This is a genomic window from Pseudomonas sp. NBRC 111140 (genome assembly GCF_001320885.1).
Lineage (GTDB): Bacteria > Pseudomonadota > Gammaproteobacteria > Pseudomonadales > Pseudomonadaceae > Aquipseudomonas > Aquipseudomonas putida_P.
In genome coordinates this window covers 12318-38786 of record NZ_BCBQ01000063.1, presented here as the reverse complement: position 1 = coordinate 38786, position 26469 = coordinate 12318, and the positions used below count along the sequence as shown (strand labels likewise).

General features: G+C 65.4%; 23 protein-coding genes. All 23 read left to right on the top strand.

Features of this window, described 5'->3' with window-relative positions; all coding sequences use genetic code 11:
• Positions 1–247: 247 nt before the first annotated feature.
• Positions 248–1909 (top strand): malonate decarboxylase subunit alpha, encoded by a 1662-nt coding sequence (gene mdcA, locus APH42_RS19280; RefSeq protein ID WP_012272080.1) that lies wholly within the window; start codon positions 248–250, stop codon positions 1907–1909.
• Positions 1909–2814, top strand: coding sequence for a triphosphoribosyl-dephospho-CoA synthase (locus APH42_RS19275; protein ID WP_012272081.1), 906 nt, complete (start codon positions 1909–1911; stop codon positions 2812–2814). Before mdcA ends, APH42_RS19275 begins: the two co-directional genes overlap by 1 nt.
• Position 2815: 1 nt before the next feature.
• Positions 2816–3115, top strand: a complete 300-nt coding sequence (locus APH42_RS19270; protein ID WP_012272082.1) for a malonate decarboxylase subunit delta — start codon at positions 2816–2818, stop codon at positions 3113–3115.
• Positions 3108–3956, top strand: coding sequence for a biotin-independent malonate decarboxylase subunit beta (locus tag APH42_RS19265; RefSeq protein ID WP_060494033.1), 849 nt, complete (start codon positions 3108–3110; stop codon positions 3954–3956). Before APH42_RS19270 ends, APH42_RS19265 begins: the two co-directional genes overlap by 8 nt.
• The gene (gene mdcE / locus APH42_RS19260) at positions 3953–4744 is read left to right on the top strand and encodes a biotin-independent malonate decarboxylase subunit gamma (protein WP_012272084.1); all 792 of its coding nucleotides are present in this window, start codon (positions 3953–3955) and stop codon (positions 4742–4744) included. Before APH42_RS19265 ends, mdcE begins: the two co-directional genes overlap by 4 nt.
• 1 nt (position 4745) lies before the next feature.
• Positions 4746–5360: a malonate decarboxylase holo-ACP synthase gene (locus tag APH42_RS19255; protein WP_012272085.1), complete on the top strand. Its 615-nt coding sequence runs from the start codon at positions 4746–4748 to the stop codon at positions 5358–5360.
• Complete coding sequence (gene mdcH, locus APH42_RS19250; protein WP_060494032.1) at positions 5357–6277, top strand: malonate decarboxylase subunit epsilon; 921 nt, start codon at positions 5357–5359, stop codon at positions 6275–6277. Before APH42_RS19255 ends, mdcH begins: the two co-directional genes overlap by 4 nt.
• Before the next feature lie 100 nt (positions 6278–6377).
• The gene (gene madL, locus APH42_RS19245) at positions 6378–6800 is read left to right on the top strand and encodes a malonate transporter subunit MadL (RefSeq protein WP_012272087.1); all 423 of its coding nucleotides are present in this window, start codon (positions 6378–6380) and stop codon (positions 6798–6800) included.
• A gap of 2 nt (positions 6801–6802) precedes the next feature.
• Complete coding sequence (madM, locus tag APH42_RS19240; protein ID WP_060494031.1) at positions 6803–7567, top strand: malonate transporter subunit MadM; 765 nt, start codon at positions 6803–6805, stop codon at positions 7565–7567.
• A gap of 196 nt (positions 7568–7763) precedes the next feature.
• Positions 7764–13598: a manganese-oxidizing multicopper oxidase MnxG gene (gene mnxG, locus APH42_RS19235; protein ID WP_060494030.1), complete on the top strand. Its 5835-nt coding sequence runs from the start codon at positions 7764–7766 to the stop codon at positions 13596–13598.
• 18 nt (positions 13599–13616) lie between these two features.
• On the top strand, positions 13617–15593 hold the full coding sequence (locus APH42_RS19230) for a cytochrome D1 domain-containing protein (protein WP_012272090.1): 1977 nt from the start codon (positions 13617–13619) through the stop codon (positions 15591–15593).
• On the top strand, positions 15590–16246 hold the full coding sequence (locus APH42_RS19225; RefSeq protein WP_060494029.1) for an SCO family protein: 657 nt from the start codon (positions 15590–15592) through the stop codon (positions 16244–16246). Before APH42_RS19230 ends, APH42_RS19225 begins: the two co-directional genes overlap by 4 nt.
• Positions 16243–16908: an SCO family protein gene (locus tag APH42_RS19220; protein WP_012272092.1), complete on the top strand. Its 666-nt coding sequence runs from the start codon at positions 16243–16245 to the stop codon at positions 16906–16908. The genes APH42_RS19225 and APH42_RS19220 overlap by 4 nt, the downstream gene beginning before the upstream one ends.
• A 197-nt stretch (positions 16909–17105) precedes the next feature.
• On the top strand, positions 17106–18590 hold the full coding sequence (locus tag APH42_RS19215) for an ABC transporter substrate-binding protein (RefSeq protein ID WP_082421431.1): 1485 nt from the start codon (positions 17106–17108) through the stop codon (positions 18588–18590).
• 12 nt (positions 18591–18602) lie between these two features.
• Positions 18603–19244: a SurA N-terminal domain-containing protein gene (locus APH42_RS19210; RefSeq protein ID WP_060494027.1), complete on the top strand. Its 642-nt coding sequence runs from the start codon at positions 18603–18605 to the stop codon at positions 19242–19244.
• A gap of 249 nt (positions 19245–19493) precedes the next feature.
• Positions 19494–20027: a response regulator gene (locus tag APH42_RS19205; RefSeq protein ID WP_041166482.1), complete on the top strand. Its 534-nt coding sequence runs from the start codon at positions 19494–19496 to the stop codon at positions 20025–20027.
• A 60-nt stretch (positions 20028–20087) separates the two neighbouring features.
• Positions 20088–21761, top strand: a complete 1674-nt coding sequence (locus tag APH42_RS19200; RefSeq protein ID WP_060494026.1) for a GspE/PulE family protein — start codon at positions 20088–20090, stop codon at positions 21759–21761.
• A complete protein-coding gene (locus APH42_RS19195) occupies positions 21745–22524 on the top strand; it encodes a hypothetical protein (RefSeq protein ID WP_060494025.1) in 780 nt (259 codons plus the stop codon). Before APH42_RS19200 ends, APH42_RS19195 begins: the two co-directional genes overlap by 17 nt.
• A 1-nt stretch (position 22525) precedes the next feature.
• Positions 22526–23068, top strand: coding sequence for a pilus protein (locus APH42_RS19190; RefSeq protein WP_012272098.1), 543 nt, complete (start codon positions 22526–22528; stop codon positions 23066–23068).
• Positions 23055–23618 (top strand): type 4a pilus biogenesis protein PilO, encoded by a 564-nt coding sequence (gene pilO, locus APH42_RS19185; protein ID WP_060494024.1) that lies wholly within the window; start codon positions 23055–23057, stop codon positions 23616–23618. The genes APH42_RS19190 and pilO overlap by 14 nt, the downstream gene beginning before the upstream one ends.
• A complete protein-coding gene (locus APH42_RS19180) occupies positions 23618–24127 on the top strand; it encodes a hypothetical protein (RefSeq protein ID WP_060494023.1) in 510 nt (169 codons plus the stop codon). The genes pilO and APH42_RS19180 overlap by 1 nt, the downstream gene beginning before the upstream one ends.
• Entirely contained in the window at positions 24124–25989 is a 1866-nt protein-coding gene (locus tag APH42_RS19175; protein WP_012272101.1) for a secretin N-terminal domain-containing protein, read from the top strand. The genes APH42_RS19180 and APH42_RS19175 overlap by 4 nt, the downstream gene beginning before the upstream one ends.
• Positions 25986–26465, top strand: coding sequence for a type II secretion system protein (locus APH42_RS19170; RefSeq protein ID WP_060494022.1), 480 nt, complete (start codon positions 25986–25988; stop codon positions 26463–26465). Before APH42_RS19175 ends, APH42_RS19170 begins: the two co-directional genes overlap by 4 nt.
• Positions 26466–26469: the final 4 nt, after the last annotated feature.

Below are 26469 nucleotides of genomic sequence, written 5' to 3'. Positions count from 1 at the left end.
CCCTGCTTTGTTATTGATTTTCCAAGTGAAGTCTGGAGTTCGCTGGAGGATCTGCGGATCCTGTCATGCGAATTTGCCTTGCACAATCGACAATTATGCAGGGGCATCGTGCATTTTTGCTGTGAGCCAGTCATCGGGCTGGGCGATTCATTAACCTGACCGTAACGAACATGCCAGTGGCTTGATTGATCCGCCAAGCGGCCCAACCCTAAGGTGGCCTCCACGACAGCGAACCTGTGGAGTCACCATGACAATAACTCAGAATCCACCGCCGCAATGGTCGCGACGGCGCGCCGAAAAGCAGCGCCGCCTCGATCGGGTCCGCCACCTTGCCGATGGCGTGGTGCTGCCCACCGACCGCATCGTCGAAGCCCTGGAGTTGCTGCTGGCGCCCGGCGACCGGGTAGTGCTGGAAGGCAACAACCAGAAGCAGGCCGACTTCCTTTCCCGCTCGCTGGCCAAGGTCGACCCCGGGCGCCTGCACGACCTGCACATGATCATGCCCAGTGTCAGCCGCGCCGAGCACCTGGACCTGTTCGAGCGCGGCATCGCGCGCAAGCTCGACTTTTCTTTCGCTGGCCCGCAGAGCCTGCGCATTGGCCAGTTGCTGGAAGATGGCCTGCTCGAAGTCGGTGCCATCCACACCTATATCGAGCTTTACTCGCGGCTGCTGGTCGACCTGATCCCCAACGTTACCCTGGTAGCGGGCTTCATGGCCGACCGCGACGGCAACCTGTACACCGGCCCCAGCACCGAAGACACACCGGCCCTGGTGGAGCCGGCCGCGTTCAGCGATGGCATCGTCATCGCCCAGGTCAACCAACTGGTGGACCGCGTGGATGACCTGCCACGGGTCGATATCCCCGCGTCGTGGGTCGATTTCGTGGTGGTTGCCGACCAGCCTTTCTATATCGAGCCTCTGTTCACCCGCGACCCGCGCCATATCAAGCCGGTGCATGTGCTGATGGCGATGATGGCCATACGTGGCATCTACGAGAAACATCAGGTGCAGTCGTTGAACCACGGCATTGGCTTCAACACTGCCGCCATCGAGCTGATCCTGCCGACCTACGGCGAGTCTCTGGGCCTCAAGGGCAAGATCTGCCGCAACTGGACGCTCAACCCGCACCCGACACTGATCCCGGCCATCGAAACCGGCTGGGTGCAAAGCGTGCACTGTTTCGGCACCGAGCTGGGCATGGAGGACTACATTGCCCAGCGCCCGGATGTGTTCTTCACGGGCCGCGATGGCTCGCTGCGTTCCAACCGCATGATGTGCCAGCTGGCCGGGCAGTACGCGGTCGATCTGTTCATTGGCGCCACCTTGCAGGTGGATGGTGATGGCCATTCCTCGACCGTGACCCGTGGCCGCCTGGCCGGCTTCGGCGGTGCGCCGAACATGGGCCACGACCCTCGTGGCCGGCGCCACGCGACCCCGGCCTGGCTCGACATGACCGTGCCGGAAACAATGCTGGAGCGTGGCCGCAAGTTGGTGGTGCAGATGGTCGAGACCTACCAGGAAGGCGGCAAGCCCACCTTCGTGGAAACCCTCGATGCCGTGGAGGTGGCCAAAAAGGCCGGTATGCCACTGGCACCAGTGATGATCTACGGCGACGACGTCACCCACCTGCTGACCGAGGAGGGCATTGCCTACCTGTACAAGGCCCGTAGCCTGGAAGAGCGCCAGCAGATGATCGCGGCCGTGGCCGGGGTCACTGCCATCGGCCTGCGGCACGACCCGAAGGACACCCTGCGCATGCGCCAGCAGGGCCTGATCGCCTTGCCCGAAGATCTCGGCATCCGCCGTACCGACGCCAGCCGTGAGCTGCTGGCCGCGCGCAGCATCGCCGACCTGGTCGAATGGTCCGGCGGCCTTTACAACCCGCCTGCACGGTTCAGGAGCTGGTGATGAAGGCACAAAACCTGAATTTTGAAGCCACTTCGGTCCTTGTGGGAGCGGGTGTGCCCGTTAAGCGGCCAGCCCAGCCAACGCCAATCCCACTGCCAGACCACCTCGCCGACCTGGCTGTGGAAGCGCTGATCGACGAAGCCGACCTGTCCCCCAAACCCGGCCTGGTCGACCGCCGCAGCAACGGCGCTCACCACGACATGACGCTGGCCTTGATGCACGCCTCGGCACTGGCCCTGTGGCCATGCCTGCGCAACATGGCAGCTGCCGCCCAGTCCATCGGTACGATCGGCCAGCCCCTGCGCGCCACGCTGGGCCAGCTTGGCCGCGAAGGAGAAACCGCGATGCTGGCCGCCACCCACGGGGTAAACACCCACCGTGGCGCGATCTGGGCGTTGGGCTTGCTGGTAGCCGCCAGGGCCCTTGCCCCTCAGGCCGACGCCGCCACCCTGGCCGCCCGCGCCGGGCGTATCGCCCTGTTCGACGACCCGGCCATGCCGCACCACAACAGCCACGGCCAGCAGGTGCGTCACCGTTACGGCACCGGCGGCGCCCGCGAGCAGGCACAGCAAGGCTTCCCCGCGGTTATCGGCCATGGCTTGCCGCAACTGCTGCGCAGCCGCGCTGCCGGGGCCGGCGAGCCGCATGCCCGGCTCGACGCGTTGCTGGCGATCATGGCCGTGCTCAGCGACACCTGCGTGCTGTGGCGCAGCGGCCCAGCCGGGTTGGCCGCCGTGCAGCACGGGGCGCGTGCCGTACTCACTGAAGGCGGCAGCGCCACCCTGGCCGGGCGCCGGCACCTGCGCCGGCTGGACCAGCAACTGCTGCACCTGAATGCCTCACCGGGCGGCGCCGCCGACTTGCTTGCCGCCTGCCTGTTCCTCGACAAAGCCGGGAGCCTGTGACATGGAAACCCTGACCTTTAATTTTCCCGCCGCCGAACCTGGGCGTGGCCGTACGTTGGTGGGCTGCGTCAGCTCCGGCGACCTCGAAGTGCTGATCGAACCCGGCACTGCCGGCAGCCTGCAGATCCAGGTGGTGACCTCGGTCAACGGCAGTGCAGCCCGCTGGGCGCAACTGTTCCAGCGCCTGTTCGAGGGCCGCGCCTGGCCGGCCGTGAACATCGACATCCATGACTTCGGCGCCACCCCAGGCGTGGTGCGCCTGCGCCTTGAGCAAGGCTTCGAGGAGATCGCCCATGACTGACACCGCACGTTTGCTGCGCAGCCGCAGCTTTGTCGAACTGGGTGCCCGCCAGCGCGCCCGCGCTGTGCTCGACCCTGGCAGCTTCCGTGAACTGCTGGGCCCGTTCGACCGCCTGATATCGCCGTGGTTGCCGCGCCAGGGCATCGTGCCACAAGCCGATGATGGCGTGGTTATCGCCAAGGGCCTGCTGAACGGGCGCAATGCCGTGGTCGCTGCGATTGAAGGGGGGTTCCAGGGCGGCAGCATGGGCGAGGTGGGCGGCGCCAAGATTGCCGGAGCCTTGGAACTGGCCATCGAAGACAACCGCAACGGCATCCCCACCTGCGCCGTGTTGCTGCTGGAAACCGGCGGCGTGCGCTTGCAGGAAGCCAACCTGGGCCTGGCGGCGATTGCCGAGATCCAGGCGGCCATTGTCGACCTGCGCGCCTGGCAGCCGGTGATCGGGCTGATCGCAGGCTCGGTCGGCTGCTTTGGCGGCATGTCCATCGCCGCCGGCCTGTGCAGCCACTTGCTGGTCACCCGCGAAGCCCGCCTGGGCCTCAATGGCCCGCAGGTCATCGAGCAAGAGGCGGGCATTGGCGAATACGACGCCAAGGACCGCCCCTTCATCTGGAGCCTGAGCGGTGGCGAGCAACGCCATGCCAGCGGGCTGGTGGACGCCTACGTGGCCGACGACATCGAAGCCCTGCGCGAACACTTGCAGCAACTGCTGGGCCAACCTTCCAAAGACCGCGCCAGCCAACATGCCTGGTTCCTTGCACGCCTGGCCCAGCTGGGCGACGACTGCCCGCAACTGGATGCCGCCGCCGTGCGCGCCCTTTACCAAGGAGAAACCCAATGAACCGTGCCTTGAACTGGCTGCCGGGCCTGGCCGGCGGGCAAGCCTTGCCAGGCTATCCTGCCTCGCTGCGGGTGATCGACGGCGAATTGGACAACCGCCTGGCACGCTTCATCGCCGTGGTGCCGGATGCCGACAACCCGTTCCCCCGCGCGCGCTCAGGCGAGGTCGGCCTGCTGGAAGGCTGGGGTTTGGCCAAGGCCGTGAGCGACGCGGTGGAAGCTGATCGCAACGGCCAGAAGCGCGCCATTGTCGCGGTGATCGACGTGCCCAGCCAGGCCTATGGCCGCCGCGAAGAAGCGCTGGGTATCCACCAGGCGTTGGCCGGTGCCGTGCAGGCCTATGCCCAGGCGCGGCTGGCCGGGCACCCGGTGATCGGCCTGCTGGTCGGCAAGGCCATGTCTGGCGCCTTCCTGGCCCATGGCTACCAAGCCCAGCGCCTGATTGCCCTGGACGATGCCGGGGTGATGGTGCACGCCATGGGCAAGGCGGCAGCGGCGCGCATCACCTTGCGCAGCGTCGAGCAACTGGAAGCCTTGGCCGCCGAGGTGCCGCCGATGGCCTACGACCTGGGCAGCTACGCCTCGCTGGGCCTGCTGTGGCGCCGCCTGGCGGTAGACAGCGCCGAGACGCCGAGCAGCGCTGACCTCGCTCGGGTGCGTACTTGCCTGGCTGAGGCGGTGCATGACATCGGCAACTCGACTGACCTGACGTCACGGCTGGCGGGCGAAAACCGCAGTGCCTCGCGCCAGGTTCGTGAACAGCTGCGTCGTCAGTGGCAGGGCGCCTGAGATGAACGCGCCAAGGCCGCACGACCTGCTGTGGGGGATGCCTGTGTCGGCCTTGCCTGCCGATGCGCCGCAGTGGGCGCTGGACGTGCTGGCCGGTGCTCAGCCGGTGGTGGTACGCCGTGCCATTTGTGACCATGGCTGGGTGGCGGTCGGGCTGCGTGGTCAGGGTCGGACACAGCGTTTTGCAGCGTTGATGCGTCTGGTCGACATTCAGCGCCAGCAAGGCCCCGAAGCGCTGCGCGGGCCTGGGCAAAGCCCGTGGCCTGCGCTGCAGGCGTTGGCCTCGGTCGCCCCGGTGTTGAATGCCAGTGGCCTGGCCTGGGGACCAACAGGCGGGGCGGGGTACCAGATCGCTACCGGTATCGAAGTGCTCCATACCGGCAGCGACCTGGACTTGCTGCTGCATACGCCACAACCGCTGGCCCGTGCCCAGGCGCGGGAGCTGTTGGATATCCTCGACTGCGCGCCTTGCCGTATCGACGTGCAGCTGGAAACCCCAGCGGGGGCTGTCGCCCTGCGAGAGTGGGCCGGTTTCGCTCGCCGCGTGCTGCTCAAGTCGGACCATGGGCCACGCTTGGTCGGCGACCCGTGGGCGGCGCAGGAGCGCGCGGCATGAGCAGCCTGTTCGCCTTCCCCGGTCAAGGCGCCCAGCAGGTAGGCATGTTGCAGCGCCTGCCTGAAGGTTCGGGGCAGTTGCTGGAAGAGGCCAGCGATGTGCTTGGTCAGCCGGCGCTGGCACTGGACAGCCAGCATGCACTGCAAGCGACCCGTGCCGTGCAGCTGTGCCTGCTGTTGAGCGGTGTGGCCTGGGCGCGCTGGCTGATGCAGCGCAGCCCTGCGCCGGACTACGTGGCGGGCTTGTCGATTGGTGCCTATCCGGCTGCGGTGGTAGCGGGCGCCTTGGGGTTTGCCGACGCCGTGCGCCTGGTTGCCCTGCGTGGCGAGCTGATGCAGCGCGCCTACCCACAGGGGTATGGCATGACTGCACTCAGCGGCCTGGACCTGGCCAGCGTCGAGCGCCTGCTGAGCGAGGCGCCGGGAGAGGTGTACGTCGCCAACCTCAACAGTGAAAACCAGATCGTTATCGCCGGTAGCGATACCGCGATGGCTGCGGTCGCAGCCAGGGCGCGTCGCCTTGGCCAAGGTGCGGCCCGGCGCCTGGCAGTCAGCGTGCCGTCGCATTGCCCGCTACTGGCCGGCCCTGCGGCGGAACTGGCCAGTGCTTTCGCCACGGTCGTGCTGCAACGGCCACGTATCACGTACCTAAGTGGCAGCAGCGCACGGCCGATATTCGACCCACAGCGCCTGCGCGACGACCTGGCCGGCAACATGGCGCGGGTGGTCGACTGGCGTGCTACGTTGCGCAACGCCTATGAGCGCGGCGTACGCCTGCACCTTGAGCTACCGCCCGGTAGCGTGCTCAGCGGGCTGGCCCGCCCGGTATTCGAACAGGGCAGGGTGGTGGCTGTGGAGGGTACCCGTTGGGACAGCCTGGATGCGCTGCTGCGCCAGGAGGTGGCCCAGAACCGATGATGGCAGGCTGATGCGCTCCCACATTGACCGCGTGAGCCGGGCAAGTGTGTTTACGAAGAACAACAACAAGCAACTTCGACACTATCTGAGGGCAACAACAATGATCATCTATGGTGTGGCACTGCTGGCAGTCTGCACGCTGGCCGGCGTTATCGTCGGCGACTTCCTGGGCGTGCTGCTGGGCGTCAAATCCAATGTGGGTGGGGTTGGCATCGCCATGATCCTGCTGATCTGCGCACGCCTTTATATGCACCGCAACGGTGGCATGAGCAAGGAATGCGAGTTTGGCGTGGGCTTCTGGGGCGCCATGTACATCCCGGTTGTGGTGGCCATGGCCGCCCAGCAGAACGTGGTCACCGCCCTGCACGGCGGGCCGGTGGCGCTGCTGGCGGCGGTGGGCGCGGTGCTGGTGTGCGGCGCGACCATCGCCCTGATCAGCCGCAGCCATCGCGGCGAGCCTTTGCCCGCGCTTGACCCCACCCCTGAAGCCAGTGCGCAGGTTGCCCCTGCAGGAGGTCGTTGAACATGTGGCCCATCATTGAAAGTGCCTTGGAACACAACGGCCTGATCACTGCCTTCGCGGCGGTAGGCGCAATCATGTGGTTGTCGGTCGTGCTGTCGAAGTACCTGACCTTCGGCCGCGTGCACGGCTCGGCCATCGCCATCGTCATTGGCCTGGTCCTGGCCTGGGTCGGCGGCACCCTCACCGGCGGCCAGAAAGGCCTGGCCGACATGGCGCTGTTCTCCGGTATCGGCCTGATGGGCGGGGCCATGCTGCGTGACTTCGCCATTGTCGCCACGGCTTTCGAGGTGCAGGCCACCGAGGCGCGCAAAGCCGGCATGATCGGCGCGGTGGCGCTGTTGCTGGGCACTGTGTTGCCGTTCATTGTTGGCGCAGCGGTGGCTTACGCCTTCGGTTACCGCGATGCGGTGAGCATGACCACCATCGGTGCGGGTGCGGTGACCTATATCGTCGGGCCTGTGACCGGGGCGGCGCTGGGGGCCAGTTCGGGTGTGATGGCCCTGTCGATTGCCACCGGGTTGATCAAGGCGATTCTGGTGATGGTGTTCACCCCTGTATCGGCGCGCCTGCTGGCGCTGGACAACCCACGCTCGGCGATGGTGTTCGGTGGGTTGGCGGGGACGGTGTCGGGGGTGACGGCCGGGCTGGCCGCGACGGATCGGCGGTTGGTGCCGTATGGGGCTTTGACGGCCACTTTCCATACTGGACTGGGTTGCCTGATGGGCCCGTCGATCTTGTACTTTTGTGTTCGCGGTCTGGTCGGCTGACAGCGAATTCGTGGGAGCCGCCGCATCGACATTAAACCCTGCGATGCGGCACCCCCCGATTCTGGGAAATCCGTTGGGGGATCCTCCCCAATCTGTTTCGGTTGATCTCATAACTTATTGATAAGGAGGAATATTATCTTCTGGCATACACCTTGCTGCAGCTCCCCGCAGAGTTCCTGTGTCCCGGAGGTGCAGCATGACTACGCCACGCAAAGGCCCCCTTCTGTCATCACTCGTTCTGGCCCTGCTGGGTTGGGAATCGACCAGCGAGGCGGCCGTGCAGTGCCAGCGCACCTTGGTCGCCAATGTGGTGGCACTGGACCAACCCCTGATGTTCAACCGCCTTGGTGCGCAAAACGCCAACGGCATGCTGTTCGCGCTCCGCGAGGATGTGGTGGACGACAAGCAGGTGCCGCTTAGCAGAGGCGGGGCTGCGGTACCCGGCAAGGTTACGCTGCGCCCGGACAAGCGCCCACGGCCGATCGTGCTGCGCGTGGCTGCCGGTGACTGCCTCACGGTCAACCTGACCAACCTGCTCGATTACCGGGCCAACCCCAACAAGCACGGCATCGAGGCAGAGGGGCCCGAGGGTGAAGAGGTGGAAAACGAAGCGGATGAAGGCTTCGTTGCCGACGAACAGGTGGCCGAGCGCATGGTCGGCTTCCAGGTCAACGGTATGCAGGCGGTCAATAGCATCGCCGACATTTCTGCCTACACCGGGCGCAATGGCAACTTCTTCGTCAGCCCCGGCAGCACCCGCAGCTACACCTTGTATGCCGAGCGCGAAGGTGCCTTTGCCGCTACCAGCAAAGCCGCCACGTTTGGCGGTGAAGGCACGGCGGGCAACGTTGCCAATGGCCTGTTCGGCCAGGTGGTGGTGGTGCCCAAGCTTGGCCGCACCTACCGCAACACCCTCACCGAAGAAGAAATGCGCCTGGCCACCACTGGCCGTACTGCCACCGGCCAGCCGGTGATCGACTACGAAGCGCGTTACCCGCAAGTAGAACCATGGATCGCCGAAGGCAAGGCCGGCAAGCCGATCATAGCCATGGTCAACGGTAACGAGATCATCAACAGCGAAACCGATGCCATCGTCATGGGCCCAAACCCCGACGGCAGCTTCCCCAAGTCGACCTACCCACTGGAAAGCATGGGCAAGCGCAACCCGGCGCTGCCCAACCGCCTGGAGGCGTTCCGCGATTTCGCCTCGCAGTTCGCCGACGAGGTCGCGGGCACTCAGGCGTTCCCCGGCTACTGGGCGGACCCTGTGATGGGCCATGTACTGGAGCCGACGCGTGACTCCTTCATGATCAACTATGGCTCCGGTGGCATGGGCGCCGAAGTGGTGGCCAACCGCCTGGGGGTGGGCCCGATGCACGACTGCCTGTCGTGCGCTTACGAAGAGTTCTTCCTCAGCGCCCATACCGTCGGCGATATCGGCACCCTGGTGGATGTGCCGGCCAACGTCGGCCTGGAGCACATCCGCCCAGGCGAAGTCCCGCCGGCCAGTGCCGTTGGGGTCAAAGCCAGCATGGCCCTGTACCCCTCGGAACCTGCCAACGTGCACCACAGCTACATCGGCGACTTCACCAAGTTCCGCAACACCCACAACGGGCATGAGCAGCACATCTTCCACCTGCACGGCCACCAGTGGCTGTTCAACCCCAATGACGACAACTCTGACTACATCGATGCCCAAGGTATCGGCGCCGGTGTCGGCTACACCTACGAGATCGCCAACGGTGGTTCGGGCAACCGCAACCGGGTGGCCGGCGATGCCATCTACCACTGCCACTTCTACCCGCATTTCGCCCAAGGCATGTGGGCCATGTGGCGGGTACACGATGTGTTCGAAGAAGGCACCCGCCTGGAGGTGAGTGGGCAGGGCGAGAATGGCTTCCACAGTACGCCATTCGCCTTGCGTAGCGGCAAACCGGCAGCGGGCGCTCGGGCGCTACCCGATGGCGAGATCGTCGCCGGCACGCCGATCCCGGCCATCGTGCCGCTGCCGGGCAAAGCCATGGCACCGATGCCTGGAAAAGTGGTGGTGGTACCCAAACTCTCCGAAACGCTGGTCGCTGCCAATGACGATGATGACGACGATGAGGAGGGCGATGACGACCACGCCAACCAACCCCCCGTGCGCAAGGCTGTCGGCTCGCTGGCATTGGTCGATCGTACCGAAGCCAACCGAAATGCCGACGGCACCCTGAAAAACCCAGGTTACCCATTCTGGATCGGCGGCATGGAAAGCAGCGTCGGCAACCGCCCACCCACCCCGCCGCTGGACATGCTCGACCCGGCCCTGGCCCGGCAGCTGAAAGACAGCGGCAAAGCCCTGTGGGCCAACCTGGATGCGAACCAGGTCGATGGCTGGGACGGTGGCCTTGGTCGCCACGCGCTGGACGGCGTTTCGGCCGGCGGCGAAGCCGAGACCACCACCACCAAGCTGGACTTCACCAAGGTCGTGCACAAGGCCAAGCCCATCTACCTACCGGAAGAGGGCACCGATGTCGAGCAGGCTGCCATGCAGTTCCACGCCATGGCCGAACACCCCAGCTATGCCCTGATCCCTGGCAGCCAACCCGTGGCCAAGGCATTCCGCACCAACGGTGCCTTGCCCACCGCCGGCGCACCGTACTACGAACCGTGCATGGATGACCGTGGCAAACGCTTGACCCAGTCTTCGGGCGTGGGCGAGTTCTTTAGCGGCGAGAGCCCTACCGGCCTGAACTTCCGTGGCGCTTCGGCCTTTACCGCCGACCGCCCACGTATCTACAAAGGTGCCAACATTCAATTCGACGCGGTGTACAACAAGGTCGGCTACCACTTCCCACAGGCACGCATCATTGCCCTATGGGAAGACGCCTGGCCGGTGATTACCAAGCAGCGCCCACCAGAGCCACTGGTGATGCGCATGAACACCTTCGACTGCACCATGTACCAGCACACCAACCTGATCCCGAACATCTACGAGATGGACGACTACCAGGTGCGCACCCCGACCGACGTGATCGGCCAGCACATCCACCTGCCTAAATGGGACCTGACCGCTGCCGATGGCTCGGCCAACGGCTGGAACTACGAAGACGGCATTCTCTCGCCCGGCAGCGTGGTCGAGCGCGTACATGCCATCCGTGCCTACAACGGCTGCACCGAGGGCGATAGCCGCGACGGCACCGCTGCCTGCCCGAAAGCCAAGCAGCACCCGTACTTCGGCCGCTTCGGCCGCGCCGACTGGCTGGGCGCACGCACTGCCATGCAGCGCTGGTTCGCCGACCCGCTGGTGAACGTGTACAACGTCGACCGTGGCCTGGGTACCATCTTCACCCATGACCACCTTGGCCCATCGACCCACCAGCAACTGGGCCTGTATGCCACCGTGCTGGCCGAACCCGCTGGCTCCACCTGGTACCACGCCGAAACCGGTGAGCAGCTGTACAACCCGGCCACGCGCCAGGATGGCGGCCCGACCTCGTGGCAGGCAGTGATCCAGACCGGCGACCACGATGGCGATGGCAAGAACGATAGCTACCGCGAGTTCTTCCTGGAGTACAGCGACTTCCAGCATGCTTATGAAGCGGGTGTTTACGTGGGCGCAGGGCCAGACGGCATCCCCAATGCCCAGTCGTACCCTGCCACCGCTGACAGCTTCCGCTACGCCATCAACCCCCCAGTGCGCGGCAAGGCGTCGAACCTGCTTGAAGCCATCGTCGAAGAACGTGGCGGTATCAACCCTGGCTGCCCAAGCCGGCCATGCCCGCAGGCGATCTCGGTGGACGACCCAGGCATGTTCGTCGTCAACTACCGTAACGAACCGTTGGCGCTGCGCGTGTACGACCCGAACAAGGTCGGCCCGGACGGCAAGCGTGGCATGCAGGCCGACGGCCTGGCCGGCGACCTCAGCTATGCCCTGCAAACCCGTACCGACCGCGCCATCCCGGCGATGAACCTGTCGCCTTCAGCGATCACCTCGGCGGTTGGCCCTACCGGCGGCACCACGCTGTTCCCGCCGCACATCAACAAGGCTGGCGCCGAACCGGGCGACCCATTCACCCCGTTGCTGCGCACCTACTCCGGTGACAACGTGCGTCTGCGCATGCACGCCGGGGGCCACGAAGAAGAGCACAACGTCACCCTGCATGGCGTGAAATGGCTGCAGAACGGTACCGGTTTCGGCAATAGCTCCAACTCGGGCTGGAAGTCATCACAGATGATCGGCATTTCCGAGCAACTGGGCTTCATGGCGCCGGTGTCGATGATCTCGAGTTCCGCAGCCACCAACGGCGACTACCTGTATTCGCTGGACGCCGCCCTGGAAGGCTATTGGAACGGTATATGGGGCATCATGCGCAACTACACCGTGCAACGTGCCGACCTGTTTGCGCTGCCTAACAACCCGCAACCGGTGGCCATGCGCAACACCGTGAACTTTGACGGCATCTGCCCGAAAACCACGGCCAACCCCAACGGCATCGGCACCCGCACCACGGTCAAGCGCAACTATGAGATTGTCGCGGCCCTGGCCAACGACATTCTCGAAAACCGCAACGGCGTCAGCATCAACGACCCGGCGGGCATCGGCCAGCACGTGGGTGGCGCGCTCAAGGCCAACGGCGGCACCCTGGTGTTCAACAGCCGTAGAACCGCCATCCCGCTGGTGAGTGGGGTAGACCCCGAAGATGGGGAACCTTTCACCATCGGTGGTCACAGTGCACCGCTGCATGACCCGACCGCGATCCTGTATGTGCGCAAGGCCGACCTCGATGCCAGCACTGGCAAGCTCAAGGCAGGTGTCCCGGTAGAGCCGCTGGTACTGCGCGCCAACGCTGGCGACTGCATCAGCATCACCCTGGAAAACCGCCTGCCACTGGTGATGCCAGACCTGCCAAGTACCGCCGTGATGCACAACGTGGTCAAGCGTGACCGCTTCGGTAGCGAGGGCTCCACCGCCTTCGCCAACAACCTGATGCGGCCGTCCAGTCACGTGGGCCTGCATGCCCAGTTGCTGGCCTACGACATCACCAAGTCCGACGGTGCCAACGTTGGCCTGAACCCGGTGCAGACCGTGCCACCCCGTGCCGGCACCAGCGGCGCCTACCCAACCAAGGTGTACCAGTACTACGCCGGCCACCTGGAGCGTGAAGGCAAACCGGTGTCGCAACTTGGCCGCACCGTGGACAACATCAACACCACGGCCATCGAGTTCGGCGGCCTCAACCTGACCCCGTCGGACTTCATCAAGCAGCCGCAAAAAGGCCTGGTGGGCGCCATGAGCATTCTGCCGCAAACCGCCACCTGGACCGAAGACACCGCCACCCGTGCCCAGGCCACGGTGAAGGTCAGCGGCCAGCCAGATTACCGCGACTTCGTCACGGTGTGGCAACGTGCGCTGAACATGCGCTGGGCCGATGGTCGCCCGGTAGAAGGCATCAATACCGAAGGCAACGGCGCTGCCGGTGACCCGCAGGATAACGGCAACATGGCGGTCAACTACAAGACCGAACCGCTGTGGCTGCGCTTCGGCATGGCACCCGACTCGCCATTCGGCCGCGCCAATGGCCTGGGCTTTGGTGATGTGCCCAACGCTCACATGGCGTACGCCAACGCCTTGGTCGGTGGCGACCCGCAGACCCCGGTGCTGTACGCCAAGCCTGGTCAGCCTGTGCGCAACCATATCGTGATGCCTAGTGGGGGCAGCCGCGGCATGGTCTACCAGCTGGACGGGCACATATGGCCACTGCACAACTACCAAGCCGAGAAGAGTGATGTGGACGGCTACCCGATGAGTCTGCCGGGTATCGGTTCGGTGCGCTTCGGCAACAACCCGATGGCCATGTATATCGGCGCGCAGGAAAGCGTACTGCCAGCGGCGCACTTCAGCTTCATGCTGCCCAGTGCCGGCGGTGCCAACGCGGTGGCGGGTGACTACCTGTTCCGCGACTACGCCGCCTACGGCAACCTTTCGGGGCTGTGGGGAATCTTGCGGGTGACCAACGAAGCGCCGCCGGCAACGGCCCCGGCGCAGTGACGGAAAAGGAGCGCGAGCATGAACAAAAAGACTCGCCCTGCTTACTTGGGGGTAATGTTGGGTGTGGCGCTGATTGGCCTGGGCGTGGCGTATGAAAAGCTCTGGTGCGACCCGCGCGAGCTGTTGCAGGAACCTGCCGACCCGCAGGCCCTGCACCGGCTCAGCCGGGACGGCGTCACCGTGGAGTTCGAAGCCCGACCGTTGGCCGGCGGGGAGCTGAAGGAAGGCAGCTTCGCCAACATCCGTTTCAAGCTCAGCGACCAGAGCAGTGGCCAGCCGCTGTCGGGCATGGCCCCAGGGGCGTGGATCGACCCCGCGCAGTCGGCCCCGTTGGGTGACCGCGAGCAAAGCTGCAAGGCGCGGGTCGCGCTGTTTCTCAAGAGCAGCATCGGGGCCCGGCCGCTGCTCGACCTGAACAGCTACTTCCTGCTGATGCTGAACAAGGACGCCAGCCTGACCGTGATCGACCCGACTGTGTCGGTGGGCGGCGTGACCAGCACCATGGCCCGCATCGACCTGCCCGGACGGCCCATGGACTGGGTGGCTACCAGCGACGACAAGCAGGTGTTCGTGTCGATCCCCGAGCGCGGCAAGGTGGCGGTGATCGACACCGAAACCTTCACCCGTGTCGCCGACCTGGACGCCGGCGACCAGCCGCTGCGCGTGGCCTTGCAGCCGGACCAGCACCGGCTGTGGGTTGGCAACAACAGCAGCGACCCGGCCAAAGGCGGGGTAACCGTGATCGACGTGCCGGGGCGCAACACCCTGAAAAGCTTCAATACCGGCACCGGGCACCACGAAATCGCCTTCAGCGCTGACTCGCGCTATGCCTACGTCAGCAACCGCGACAGCGGCACCCTGAGCGTCATCGACATCCCGGAAATGCGCCTGGCCAAGACCATCAAGGTTGGCCCGCACCCGCTCTCGGTCAGCTATTCGGCGCTGTCCCAGGCCGTCTACGTGGTCGATGGCGAGGAGGGCAGCGTGCGGGTCTTCGACGCCCGCAGCCATCAGCTGCGCCACACGGTCAAGGCCGAGCAGGGCCTGGGGCCGATGCGCTTCAGCAGCGATGGCCGCTACGGCATCGTGCTCAATACCCTGGAGAACCAGGCGCTGGTCATAGATGCCAGTACCGACAAGCTGATCCACCACATCCCGGTGGCGGCCGAACCGTACCAGCTGACCTTCACCAAGGGCTATGCCTACATACGTGGCCTGGCTTCGCCCAAGGTCACCATGATCAACCTGTCCAGCCTGGGCGAGGGGCGTGCACCGATCGTGCAAGGTTTCGAGGCCGGCCCGGCAGCGCCGCGCCAGGCAGGTGACCTGCCGCTGGCCCAGGGGCTGTCGGTGTCACGCGATGACAACTCGGTGTTCGTGGTCAACCCGGTGGACAACACCACCTACTTCTACGCCGAAGGCATGAACGCGCCGATGTCCGGCTACAACAACCGTGGCCACCAGGCCCGCGCGGCCATCGTCGTCGACCGCAGCCTGCGTGAAGTGGCGCCTGGGGTGTATGGCTCGACCGTGAAGCTGCCCGCCGCCGGCAAGTTCGACGTGGCCTTCCTGCTCAACCAGCCGCAGATCATCCATTGCTTCAGCACCGATGTGGCCGCAGCGCCCAATGCCAGCAAACGCAAGGGCGCGCGTGCCGAGTTCATCGGCCTCGACCAGCCTTTGCCGCAGCACAGCGACTTTACCGCGCGGGTGCGTATCGTCGGCGACGACGGCCAGCCACGCCTGGGCCTGAACGACCTGAGCCTGCGCTACTTTCTGGCGCCATCGTCGATGCCGCGCAACCTGCAGCTGCAAGAGGTGGGCGAGGGTGTGTATCAGGCGGCGCTGAACCTGCCTGAAGCCGGCGCCTGGTACCTGCATGTGCAGTCGCCCTCGCTGGGGCGCAAGTTTGCCGAAGAAAACTACACCAGCCTGCGCGTCCTGCCGGCTGCAGCGACCAACGCTTCCCAGACTGACGTGAGGAATGTGCGATGAACGCCAAGCATGCTTTCACACTGTTGGCCCTGAGCCTGGCGTTTGCCAGCAACCTGGCCCTTGCCCACGCCGGTCACGACCATGACGGCCATGGCACGCAACCGCCAGCGGCTCGCCAGGAAAAGACCAGCGTGCGCTTTGCCGATGTTTCGCTCTTGAACCAAGACGGCATGCCGGTACGCCTGGAGAAAGACCTGGTAAGCGACCACCTGGTGGTCATGGGTTTCATCTACACCAGTTGCACCACAGTGTGCCCGGTGGTGTCGTCGATCATGGGCAAGGTCCAGCAGCAGCTGGGTGGCCGGGTAGGCGAGGAGATCCACATGGTGTCGATCAGCGTCGACCCTCAGCGTGACGATGCCAAGCGCCTGCAAGACTACGCCAAGGCCTTCCAGAAGGGGCCGGGCTGGAGCTGGCTGACCGGCACCCCGTACGCCGTCACCGAGACCCTCAAGGGCCTGGGTAGCTTCAGTGCCGACCTCAGCCAGCACCCGCCGCTGATTCTGGTGGGTGACGGGCGTAGTGGGCACTGGACACGTTACTACGGCTTCACCGACCCGGCGGTACTGATCGAAGAGATCAACCGCCTCAGCGCCCGCCGAGTGCATGCCAAGAGCACTGCCATTGCCGACCATCACGAGGTGCAACCATGAGCACTGCAAGCTCCCGCCGCGCAAGCATGCGCGGGTTCGACTGGCTGGTGCTGGGTGGTTGCCTGTGGATTCTGGCCTCGGTGGCCTTCGCCCACGAAGGCCATGCGCCACAGGCCCCCGAGCCGCAGCCGGCGCCGCAGGCGATGACCAGTGGTGGCGGCACCCGTGATGCCCAGACCTGGTTCACCGACACGGTGTTGAAGGACCAGAATGGCCGCGAGCTGCGCTTTTACAGCGACGTGCTCAAGGACAAGGTGGTGATGCTTAACGTGATCTTCACCCACTGCACCGACGCGTGCCCGCTGATTACCCGCAAGTTGCGTGAAGTGCGCGAAGCGATGGGGCCGCAGCTGGCCAGCCAGGTGACTTTCGTGTCGATCAGCAGTGACCCGCTGAACGATACCCCGCAGGCATTGAAGGCGTTCGCCGAGAAGCAGGGCGTGGATGGGCCGAACTGGCTGTTCTTGACCGGCGACAAGGCCAATGTCGACCTGGTGCTGGGGCGTATAGGGCAGTTCCTGCCCAGCCCTGAGCAGCATTCGACTCAGCTGATTGCCGGTGACGTGGCCGGCAAACGCTGGAGCAAGATCCGCCCGGATGCGCCACCGGCGGCGATTGCCCAGCGCATGCAGCTGTTGGCTCAGCCACTGGCAGGCCGGTGATTGCCATGGTGCGTTCCCTGTGGAGTCAACCTCTGAGGGGGCAGCCTTTGTGGGAGCGGCCTTGCGTCGCCAAAGGGCTGCGCAGCAGCCCCAGCACTGGCAGCCTTGACCCCGAAAGTGGGGAGCGTTGCGCGCTCCTTTTGCGACGCAAGGCCGCTCCCACAGGGCTTGCGATCTGCTTGGCATGCTTGCTGGGCATGTCGCCTTTTGCCTCTGCACTGGACCTCACCGACCACGAGCAAGCCGGCAAACGCCTGTACCGCGAAGGCGTCTCCAGCAGCGACGCCCAGCTGCAAGCGCGGGTCGGCGCCAGCGATATGGCGGTGCCCGCCAGCGTACTGCCCTGCGCCAGCTGCCATGGCAACGACGGCCGTGGCCGCGCCGAAGGCGGTGTGCGCCCGCCCAGCCTCGACTGGCAACGCCTTGCACTCGGCCAGGGCACACGCGAGGCCAACGGCCGCAGCTACCCTGCCTATACCGACAGCAGCCTGGCCCGCGCCATCCAGCATGGCGTCGACCCGGCAGGCAACCGCCTGGACCCGGCCATGCCACGCTTCGAACTGACCCTGGCCGACCAGCGCAACCTCACTGCCTATCTGAAGCGGCTAGCCCAGGAACGCGACCCAGGTGTGGAGGAGGGTGTGCTGCGCCTGGGCACCTTGCTGCCCGCGAGCGGCCCGCTGGCCGAAGCCGGGCAAGTGATACAGGCAGTGCTGGAAGATGGCCTGGCGCAACTCAACCAGCAAGGCGGCATCCACGGCCGGCGCTTGGAACTGGTAGTGCTTGACCCAGGTTTCGATCCCGCCAGCGCCGAACGCGCCTTGCACCAGTTGCTGGAGCAAGAGCGGGTGTTCGCCCTGGTCACGCCATTGGCACCGATGCTCGACCAGCGCCTGGCGACCTTGTTGGCGCCACAGAACGTACCGCTGATTGGCAGCACCCCACGCAGCGGCGGCAGCGCACAAATCTTCGACCCGCTACCCGGCCTGCCCGAGCAACTGCTGAGCCTGGCAGGCCATGCCCGTACAACGCTGGGGCTGGCCGCGGATGAGCTGCGCGTGGTGTATGCCGGCAACGAACAGGCCGCGTTGGCCGAGCAGGTGCGCGAGCGTTTGCTGCAGCAAGGCTGGGCACCACCGGCCATCCAGGCGTTCGCCGGCCAGGCGGTGGACGGGCAGGGCATCGTCTTCCTTGGCCGCGCCCAGGCCTTCGCCGAGTTGGCGGCGGCGTTGCAGGCGGTGGGCCGCCAGCCTTATCTGTTCGCCGCTTCCAGCCAAGTGGCCGGTGCGGTGGCACGCGTGCCCGAGCAGTGGTCGCAACGGCTGTTTCTGGCCTACCCCTACGTGCCGGAGGATTGGACCGAGCAAGGCCTGGCAACCCTCGCCGGGCTGCAGCAGCGCCAGGGCCTGGACCCACGCCAGGCGTCGTTGCAGGTCAACACGTTGTGCGCGTTGCAGCTGTTGAGTGAAGCGCTGAAACAGATTGGCCGTGATGCCAGCCGCGAGCAGCTGATTGCTGCGCTGGAAGGCCTGCACGATGTGCCTACCGGCCTGACCCCGGCGCTGGGCTTCGGCCCCGGCCGCCGCCAGGGCATGGCCGGGGCCCATGTGGTGGCGGTGGCCCTGCCAGGGCCACGCTTTACTGCGGTCACACCGTACCGGCCTGTGCCGGACACCCCCTGAGCGGAGGTTGCCATGCGTATCGTGTTGTTGTGCCTGTTGCTGGTGCTGGCCAGGGCGAGCTGGGCCGATGTGCCGGCGGCGCGGGTCAATGGTGTGGAGATCGAGCTGATGCGCCTGGAGCGCTACTTCAGCGAGTACCTGGACGCCCAGGGCCGTGCGGTGACCAGTATCCGCAACCCAGGCCTGTACAAGCGCCTGCGTGACCAGGCGCTGGACGAACTGATCGACAAGGAGCTGTTGTGGCAGGAAGCGCAACGCCAAGGCATTGCCGTCAGCGATGAACGGGTGTCGGCGCACGTCGGTGAAGTGGAAGCAGCCTTTGGCAGCCCGGCGGTTTTCGAACGGCGGCTGGCAGAGGCAGGCTTCGATAGGGCACAGTACACTGAATACACCCGGCAGGACATGGCAGCCCAGCAGGTGTATGCCCAGCTCAGCGCAGTCGACGCGCCGAGCCAGGGCGAAGTGGAGGCATTCTATGATGCCAACAAAGAAAGACTGCAAGGAGCGCAGAACCAAAGTGATAACCCTTCGGTCATACGCGAACAGGGCCTGGTCTTGGCCAGGGCTACGCTCATCGGTCAACGCGAGGCGCAGGAGCGCCAATCCGTGCGCCAACGTTTGCGCGAATCCGCTAAAGTGGAGATCGCCGACTGAGGCCCACGATGGCGTTTCCCCCAATGCTGGGGAATTAAGGTTTGGCAATGTGCCATCATTTCCCCCGCTTGTGGGGAACCGGTTGGGTGCGCGTGCTCAACGTATTTCGGGTGCTGGCCGGCACCCTTGGCAAATCAGTGACTTACAGCGGTGCAACATGACTATTCACGCCTGGCACGAAGCCTGCTCAAGCCTTGTTAAGGGCGCACTTCGCAGACCGGGTAACCGGGCAGTTTTTAGGAGTCGACCTTGGTGAACAGAGTATTGGTAGTCGATGACGAACAGACTCTTGCGCAGAACCTGCAAGCGTACCTGCAGGCGCAAGGCCTGGAAGTTCATGTTGCCCACGACGGTGCCAGTGGTATCGAACAGGCTGAAAGCCTGGCACCGCAAGTAGTTGTGCTGGATTACCGCTTGCCCGACATGGAAGGTTTTCAGGTTCTGGAGGCTGTACGCAAGAACAGGCAATGCCACTTCGTGCTGATTACCGCCCATCCCACCGTCGAGGTGCGTGAGCGGGCCGCCGAACTGGGTGTGAGCCATGTCCTGTTCAAGCCGTTCCCACTGGTGGAACTGGCCCGTGCAATCTTCGACCTGATGGGCATCGAGCGCCGGCGCAGGGCCACGGACAACCCGGCAGAAGGGTTCGTCGAACGACGCCAGAACAGGAACGAATCGTTCCCCCTGCAGTTGTACGATGGAAGCTGGGTATTGGCCGACCGCCGCCGTAATGGCGTCAAGCCGCCAGGGCCCGACGACGATCAACTGCTCACAGGGGAATAGCGGCGCCCGCACCCCTGGCCGAGCCAGCCTGCGACGCGCCCCTGAGCGGAGTCGCAGGCCATGTCAGAAGCATTCGATGCAGCAGTATCAGCCTACCCCCGCGACCTGTTGGCCCAAGCCCGCCTGCAAGCCAGTGATGAGCGCCTGCTCAACTGCCTGGAACGCCTGGCCTGCGACACCCCCGATACCTTCACCCGCCGCCTGGGCCTGACCCTGCACTACCCGGTACTGGACAGCCACACCCTGCTGGCCAGCAACCCACGCTTCGACAAGGTGTCCCTGGCCCAGTGCCTGAAGCGCGAATTCGTGCTGATCGAGCAAAACGGCCAGTTGCTGGGCGTGTTCGCCGACCCCTTCGACCACACCCGCCTGGCCTGGATCGACGATGTGCTGCAAGGCGCGCCGCTGTACCTGGCCCACGCCGCCGAACTGGCCACCTTTCTGGCCCGGCACGAAGAAAGCTTCCATGCAGTCGATGCCCTGGACCACGACCCCGAGGCCAGCAGCGAAAGCGACCCGCTGCAACGCCTGTCACTGGCCAGTATCAGCGAAGACCAAAGCCGCGTGGTCAAACTGGTCAACTCCACCCTGTACGATGCGCTCAAGCTGCACGCCAGCGACATCCACCTGGGCATGACCGGCCAGGGCCTGACCATCAAGTACCGTATCGACGGCGTGCTCAACGGTGCCGGCAAAGCCAGCGGCAGCGCCTTTGCCGACCAGGTGATTTCGCGGATCAAGGTCATGGCCGAGCTGGACATCGGCGAAAAGCGCGTGCCCCAGGACGGGCGCTTCAAGGTAGCCGTGGGCGACCGGCAAATCGACTTCCGGGTGTCGATCATGCCCAGCATCTTCGGTGAGGACGCCGTACTGCGGGTGCTCGACAAGCAGGACTTGTCCGACCGGGTCAGCGGCGTGCAGTTGCAAGCCCTGGGCTTTGCCGACGAAACCCTGCGCGCCCTGCGCCGGCTGGCCGCCGAACCTTACGGCATGATCCTGGTGACCGGCCCCACCGGCAGCGGCAAGACCACCACTCTGTACGCCATGATCAGCGAGATCAACCACGGCGTGGACAAGATCATCACCATCGAAGACCCGGTCGAGTACCAACTGCCCGGCGTGCTGCAGATCCCGGTCAACGAGAAGAAGGGCCTGACCTTCGCCCGTGGCCTGCGCTCGATCCTGCGCCATGACCCGGACAAGATCCTGGTTGGCGAAATCCGCGACCCCGACACTGCACAGATTGCCGTGCAGTCGGCGCTCACCGGCCACCTGGTGTTCACCACCATCCACGCCAACAACGTATTCGACGTGATCGGCCGCTTCAGCCAGATGCAGGTCGACCCCTACAGCTTCGTTTCCGCGCTCAACGCAGTGCTGGCCCAGCGCTTGATTCGCCTGGCCTGCCCACACTGCGCCACGGCCTGCGAACACGATGACGACACCCTGTATGGCTCGGGCCTGACCCGCGAGGCCGTAGCCGGTTGGACCTTCGTGCGCGCCCAGGGCTGCGGCCAATGCCGGGGCAGTGGCTACCGCGGCCGCAGCGCCATTGCCGAACTGCTGCACCTGGACGACGACCTGCGGCAAATGATCGTGGAGCGCCGCCCCCTGGCGCAAATCAAGACGCTTGCCTGCCAGCGCGGCCTGCGCCTGCTGCGGGCCTCGGCCCTGGACCTGGTCCGCGATGGCCGTACCACCCTTGAGGAGATCAACCGTGTCACATTCATCTGATCGTTTCTGCGCTGTATTGGGCGCCGAGGGTGTCGGCCTGGGTCGCTGGCACAATAACCACCACCAATGGCTGGGTAGCCGTGAGTTCAGCTGCGATGCCGCCCAACCGGCCTGGGCAGCCGCAGTCGATGCACTGGCCGCGCTGCTGGCCGAGCATGCCGTACGTGGCGCCCAGTTGCGGGTATTGCTGTCGGCCCGCTACAGCCGCTTCTGCCTGGTGCCCTGGAGCGATGCCATCGGCCACCCCCGCGAACTGGATGCCTATGCCCGGGCCTGCTTCGAAAACCTCTACGGGCAGCCCTTGGACGACTGGCGCATCGTGCTGTCGCCTGAGCCTGCCGGTGCTGCCCGCATCGCCACGGCGCTGCCCGAAGCCCTGCTGCAACGGCTTCAGGCGCTGGGCCGGGAAAGCCGCCTGAACCTGCGTTCGGTGCAACCGTACCTGATGGCCGCCTACAACCGTTGCTCGCCGCAGCTGGCGCAAGGCGACTTCCTGTTCGTGCTGGCCGAACCGCGCCGCAGCGTGCTGCTGCTGGCTGCTGGTGGGGCCTGGCAGCAAGTGCTGGCGCAAGGTTGTGCCGACAGCGACCAGGCCCTGCAAGCGCTGATCGAGCGCACCTGCGAGCTGTACGGCGAGCACCTGCCACGGGTGTACCTGCATGCCCCAGGCCGGGGCGACGTGCCGCAACTGGCGGCGGTGCAGCTGTGCCAGCCGGCCAGCGAAGCCGACCCGCTGTGCGCCATGTGGCGGGCGGTGGCCTGACATGCGCCGCCTCGACCTGGAATTCCAGCCCCGGCGCACCAGCCCTTTGGCCTGGTCGCTGCTTGCTCTGGGCAGCGCCGTGGTCGTAGGCCTGGTGCTGCTGCAACAAAGCTTGCAGGCCGAGCAGGTCGACCTGGAGGCCAGCGTGCACAGCCTTGAGCTGCAACTGGGCCGCCGTCCGGCCACCGTAGCGCCACAAAACAGCGCTGCCAGCCGCGAGCAAGCCGAGCGTCTGGCACAGATGCGCAGTGTGTCGCAGCAACTGCAACGCCCCTGGCAGCAGCTGTTCGCCATGCTCGAAGCCATGCCCCAGGACGATGTCGCGTTGCTTGGCCTGACCCCGGATGCACGCAAGGGCCAGGTGCGCATTGCCGCCGAGGCACGCAACCTCGAAGCGATGCTGCAGTACCACCAGCGCCTGGAAGCCAGTGACGAGCTAAGCGATGTATCGCTGCTCAACCACGAGGTGCTGGCCGCACAGCCTGAGCACCCCGTGCGCTTCACCCTCACCGCCACTTGGGAGACCGGCCATGCGCGCCCTTGAATCGCTCAACAGCCTGATCTTCCAGGAGCGCCTGCGCAGTGTCGGCCCGGTCGGCCTGGCGGCGGTGGCCGTAGGCCTGCTGGCCATTGGTGTGGCGTGTGCCGGGGTGCTGCCGCAATGGCAGAACGTGCGCGAACTGCGCGCCACCGAAGCGGACGCCAGCGTGCAGGTAGGGCGGGTCAAGCGGGGAGAGCTGAAGATTGCCGTCAAACCCGAACAGCAGGCCCTGGACACCCTGCGTCAGCAACTGCCGGGGCAGCCCCAGGCCAGCGAGCTGATCGAGCGCCTGTATCACCTGGCCAGCGCCGAGCACATCAGCCTGGCCCGTGGTGAGTACGCCCTGGGCATCGACCCCAAGACCCAGCTGGCGCGCTACCAGATCGTGCTGCCGGTGCGCGGCAGCTATCCGCAGATTCGCGGCTTCCTCAAGGGCCTGCTCAAGCAGCTGCCGACCCTGGTGCTGGAAGACCTCGAGCTGCAACGCAAACGCATTGGCGACAGCGAGCTCAATGCCCGCCTGCGCATGACCCTTTACCTGTCGAGGTCGTGATGAACACTCAACGTGCAGTCATCTGGGCCGGTTTCCTCGGCGTGAGCGCAGCGCTGGCCTGGGCACCCGGCCATTGGTTCGGCCAAGAAGACGCGCTGGCCCCGGTCGCCGGCAAGCCAGCTCCCACAGAGACTGCGGGCAGCGCCGCTTCTGCGGGTGCGGTTTTGGCCGCGAAAGGGCCGGACCAGGCCTCCAGAGACCTGTTCCCCACCCAGCAGTGGACCAAGCCCAAAACCCTGGCCACCGTCACCGAGCAACCCGTGGTTGCCGCGCCAGCAGTAGTGCCAGCGCCAACCGCTCCGGCACTGCCATTTGAATTCATCGGCCGCATGGGTGACCGCGACGACCTGCAGATCTTCTTGCAGAGCGGCGAAAAACTCTACGTCGTGCGCCAAGGCGACGTGATCGAAGACACCTATCGCCTCGACCGCGTTTCAGCCAGCGAGCTGAGCCTGGTCTACCTGCCTTTGCACCAGTCGCAGACCTTGTCTGTAGGGAGCGCACCATGAAGTCGTCGAAGCTGTGCAAGCCTGCTCCGTTCCTGCTCGTGGCGCTGTGCGTGGCCATTGCCGGCTGCGGTACCAGCGCGGTACGCAAGGACAGCGACCAGTTGATGAAAGAGGGCCAGTACGAGGCCGGCATTGCCCGCCTGGAAGAAGCCCTGCGCGATGACCCACGCGACACCGAGCTGAACATCGCCCTGGCCCACAGCCGTCAGGCGGCAGTCGAGGCGCTGATCACCCAGGCCGACGCCGACCGTATCCGCCACGACTTCGCCAATGCCCGCATGGGCTATGGCCGAGTGCTGACCCTGGAGCCGAACAACCGCCGCGCCCAGGAAGGCATCCGCCAGCTGGAACTGATCCGCACCCTCGACGAGCGCGTGGCGCTTGGCCAGGCCGCGCTGCGCCAGGGCGACCTGTTCGGCGCCGAGCGCTACATGCGCGAAGTGCTGCGCCTGGACCCGCAGAACCAGAAGGGCATGACCCTGCGCAGCGACATCGAGAACGTCCAGGCGCGCACCGCACAGCCGTACCCGCAGTTGCGCAGCAAGCTGGAGCGGCCAGTGACCCTGGAGTTTCGCGATGCCAACCTGAAGACCATCTTCGAGGTGCTGTCGCAGGTCGCCGGCATCAACTTCATTTTCGACAAGGACCTGCGCCCGGACATGAAAGCCACCATCTTCGTGCGTGAAGTGCGCATCGAAGACGCCGTGGCCCTGCTGCTGGAGCAGAACCAGCTGCGCCAGAAGATCGTCAACGACAACACCGTGATGGTCTACCCCGACTCGCCGCAGAAGACCAAGGACTACCAGGAACTGGTCATGCGCACGTTCTACCTGACCAGCATCGACGCCAACACCGCGCTGAACATGGTCAAGACCATGCTCAAGACCCGCGACGTGTTCGTCGACGAGCGCCTCAACACCTTGACCATGCGCGACACCCCGGATGCCGTGCGCATGGCCGAGAAGCTGCTGCAATCGCAGGACCAGTCCAACCCCGAGGTGGTGCTGGAAGTGGAGGTGATGGAAGTGGCCACCTCGCGCATCCTCGACCTCGGCCTGCAATGGCCCAACACCTTCGGCGTGCTGAGCAACGACGGCAAACCGGTCAGCGTGCTCGACCAGCTCAAGGGCATCGACTCCAGCCGCATCAGCATCTCGCCGGCGCCGCAGGCCAAGATCAACGCTTCGGACAAGGACATCAACACCCTGGCCAGCCCGGTGATCCGCGTCAGTAACCGCGAGCAGGCACGCATCCACATCGGCCAGCGGGTGCCGATCATAAGCGCCACCTCGGTGCCGTCCACCCAGGGCCCGGTGATCACCGAAAGCGTCACCTACCTGGACGTCGGTTTGAAGCTTGAAGTACAGCCCACCGTGCACTTGAACAACGAAGTGGCGATCAAGGTGGCGCTGGAAGTGAGCAACGCCACGCCGTTGGAAGCCACCCGCCAGGGCACCATTCCGGTCCAGGTCGACACCCGCAACGCGCAAACCAGCCTGCGCCTGCACGATGGCGAAACCCAGGTACTGGCCGGCCTGGTGCGCAATGACCACAACGCCAGCGGCAACAAAATCCCCGGGCTTGGCGACATCCCCGGCCTGGGCCGGCTGTTCGGCAGCAACAAGGACGACATGAGCAAGAGCGAGCTGGTGCTGGCGATCACCCCGCGCATCGTGCGCAACCTGCCGTACCAGAGCCCGTCGGACATGGAGTTCTCCACCGGCACCGAGTCGGCCATGCAGGTACGCCAGATGGCCCCGCTGCCACCAATGGACGTGCCTGGCAATGCGCCAACCACCGACGCACCGGTCGTGGACAGCCAAATGGCGGTCGCCCCGGTCAACGGGAGCCCACGGCCATGAAAACCCGGCGCCTTATGCACGGCTTCAGCCTGATCGAGGTGGTGCTGACCCTGGCACTGCTCGGGCTGCTGGCCAGCATGGCCGCGCCGCTGACCGAAACCGTGGTGCGCCGTGGCAAGGAGCAGCAATTGCGCGAGGCGCTGTACCAGATTCGCGATGCCATCGACGCCTACAAGCGGGCCTTCGACGCCGGCTACATCGAGAAACGCCTGGATGCCAGCGGCTACCCGCCGAACTTGCAGGTACTGGTGGATGGCGTGCGCGATGTGCGCAGTGCCAAGGGCGCCAAGTTCTACTTCCTGCGGCGCATCCCGCACGACCCGCTGGTGGCGGCCAAGGATGAAGACGAAGGCGGCTGGGGCTTGCGCGCCTACGACAGCAGCCCCGACAACCCGCGCGAAGGCGAAGACGTGTTCGACGTGTACTCCAGGGCTCGAGGCAAAGGCCTCAACAGCATCCCTTACGGGCAATGGTGACAGC

Excerpts from the sequence above, each read along its gene's own strand:
- APH42_RS19220 (WP_012272092.1), top strand. The coding sequence starts at position 16,243 with ATGAGCACTGCAAGCTCCCGCCGCGCAAGCATGCGCGGGTTCGACTGG.
- APH42_RS19265 (WP_060494033.1), top strand. The coding sequence starts at position 3,108 with ATGACTGACACCGCACGTTTGCTGCGCAGCCGCAGCTTTGTCGAACTG.
- mdcE (WP_012272084.1), top strand. The coding sequence starts at position 3,953 with ATGAACCGTGCCTTGAACTGGCTGCCGGGCCTGGCCGGCGGGCAAGCC.
- pilO (WP_060494024.1), top strand. The coding sequence starts at position 23,055 with ATGCGCGCCCTTGAATCGCTCAACAGCCTGATCTTCCAGGAGCGCCTG.
- APH42_RS19255 (WP_012272085.1), top strand. The coding sequence starts at position 4,746 with ATGAACGCGCCAAGGCCGCACGACCTGCTGTGGGGGATGCCTGTGTCG.
- mdcH (WP_060494032.1), top strand. The coding sequence starts at position 5,357 with ATGAGCAGCCTGTTCGCCTTCCCCGGTCAAGGCGCCCAGCAGGTAGGC.
- APH42_RS19170 (WP_060494022.1), top strand. The coding sequence starts at position 25,986 with ATGAAAACCCGGCGCCTTATGCACGGCTTCAGCCTGATCGAGGTGGTG.
- mdcA (WP_012272080.1), top strand. The coding sequence starts at position 248 with ATGACAATAACTCAGAATCCACCGCCGCAATGGTCGCGACGGCGCGCC.
- madM (WP_060494031.1), top strand. The coding sequence starts at position 6,803 with ATGTGGCCCATCATTGAAAGTGCCTTGGAACACAACGGCCTGATCACT.
- mnxG (WP_060494030.1), top strand. The coding sequence starts at position 7,764 with ATGACTACGCCACGCAAAGGCCCCCTTCTGTCATCACTCGTTCTGGCC.
- APH42_RS19230 (WP_012272090.1), top strand. The coding sequence starts at position 13,617 with ATGAACAAAAAGACTCGCCCTGCTTACTTGGGGGTAATGTTGGGTGTG.
- APH42_RS19270 (WP_012272082.1), top strand. The coding sequence starts at position 2,816 with ATGGAAACCCTGACCTTTAATTTTCCCGCCGCCGAACCTGGGCGTGGC.
- APH42_RS19210 (WP_060494027.1), top strand. The coding sequence starts at position 18,603 with ATGCGTATCGTGTTGTTGTGCCTGTTGCTGGTGCTGGCCAGGGCGAGC.
- madL (WP_012272087.1), top strand. The coding sequence starts at position 6,378 with ATGATCATCTATGGTGTGGCACTGCTGGCAGTCTGCACGCTGGCCGGC.
- APH42_RS19200 (WP_060494026.1), top strand. The coding sequence starts at position 20,088 with ATGTCAGAAGCATTCGATGCAGCAGTATCAGCCTACCCCCGCGACCTG.
- APH42_RS19175 (WP_012272101.1), top strand. The coding sequence starts at position 24,124 with ATGAAGTCGTCGAAGCTGTGCAAGCCTGCTCCGTTCCTGCTCGTGGCG.
- APH42_RS19190 (WP_012272098.1), top strand. The coding sequence starts at position 22,526 with ATGCGCCGCCTCGACCTGGAATTCCAGCCCCGGCGCACCAGCCCTTTG.
- APH42_RS19225 (WP_060494029.1), top strand. The coding sequence starts at position 15,590 with ATGAACGCCAAGCATGCTTTCACACTGTTGGCCCTGAGCCTGGCGTTT.
- APH42_RS19180 (WP_060494023.1), top strand. The coding sequence starts at position 23,618 with ATGAACACTCAACGTGCAGTCATCTGGGCCGGTTTCCTCGGCGTGAGC.
- APH42_RS19215 (WP_082421431.1), top strand. The coding sequence starts at position 17,106 with ATGTCGCCTTTTGCCTCTGCACTGGACCTCACCGACCACGAGCAAGCC.
- APH42_RS19275 (WP_012272081.1), top strand. The coding sequence starts at position 1,909 with ATGAAGGCACAAAACCTGAATTTTGAAGCCACTTCGGTCCTTGTGGGA.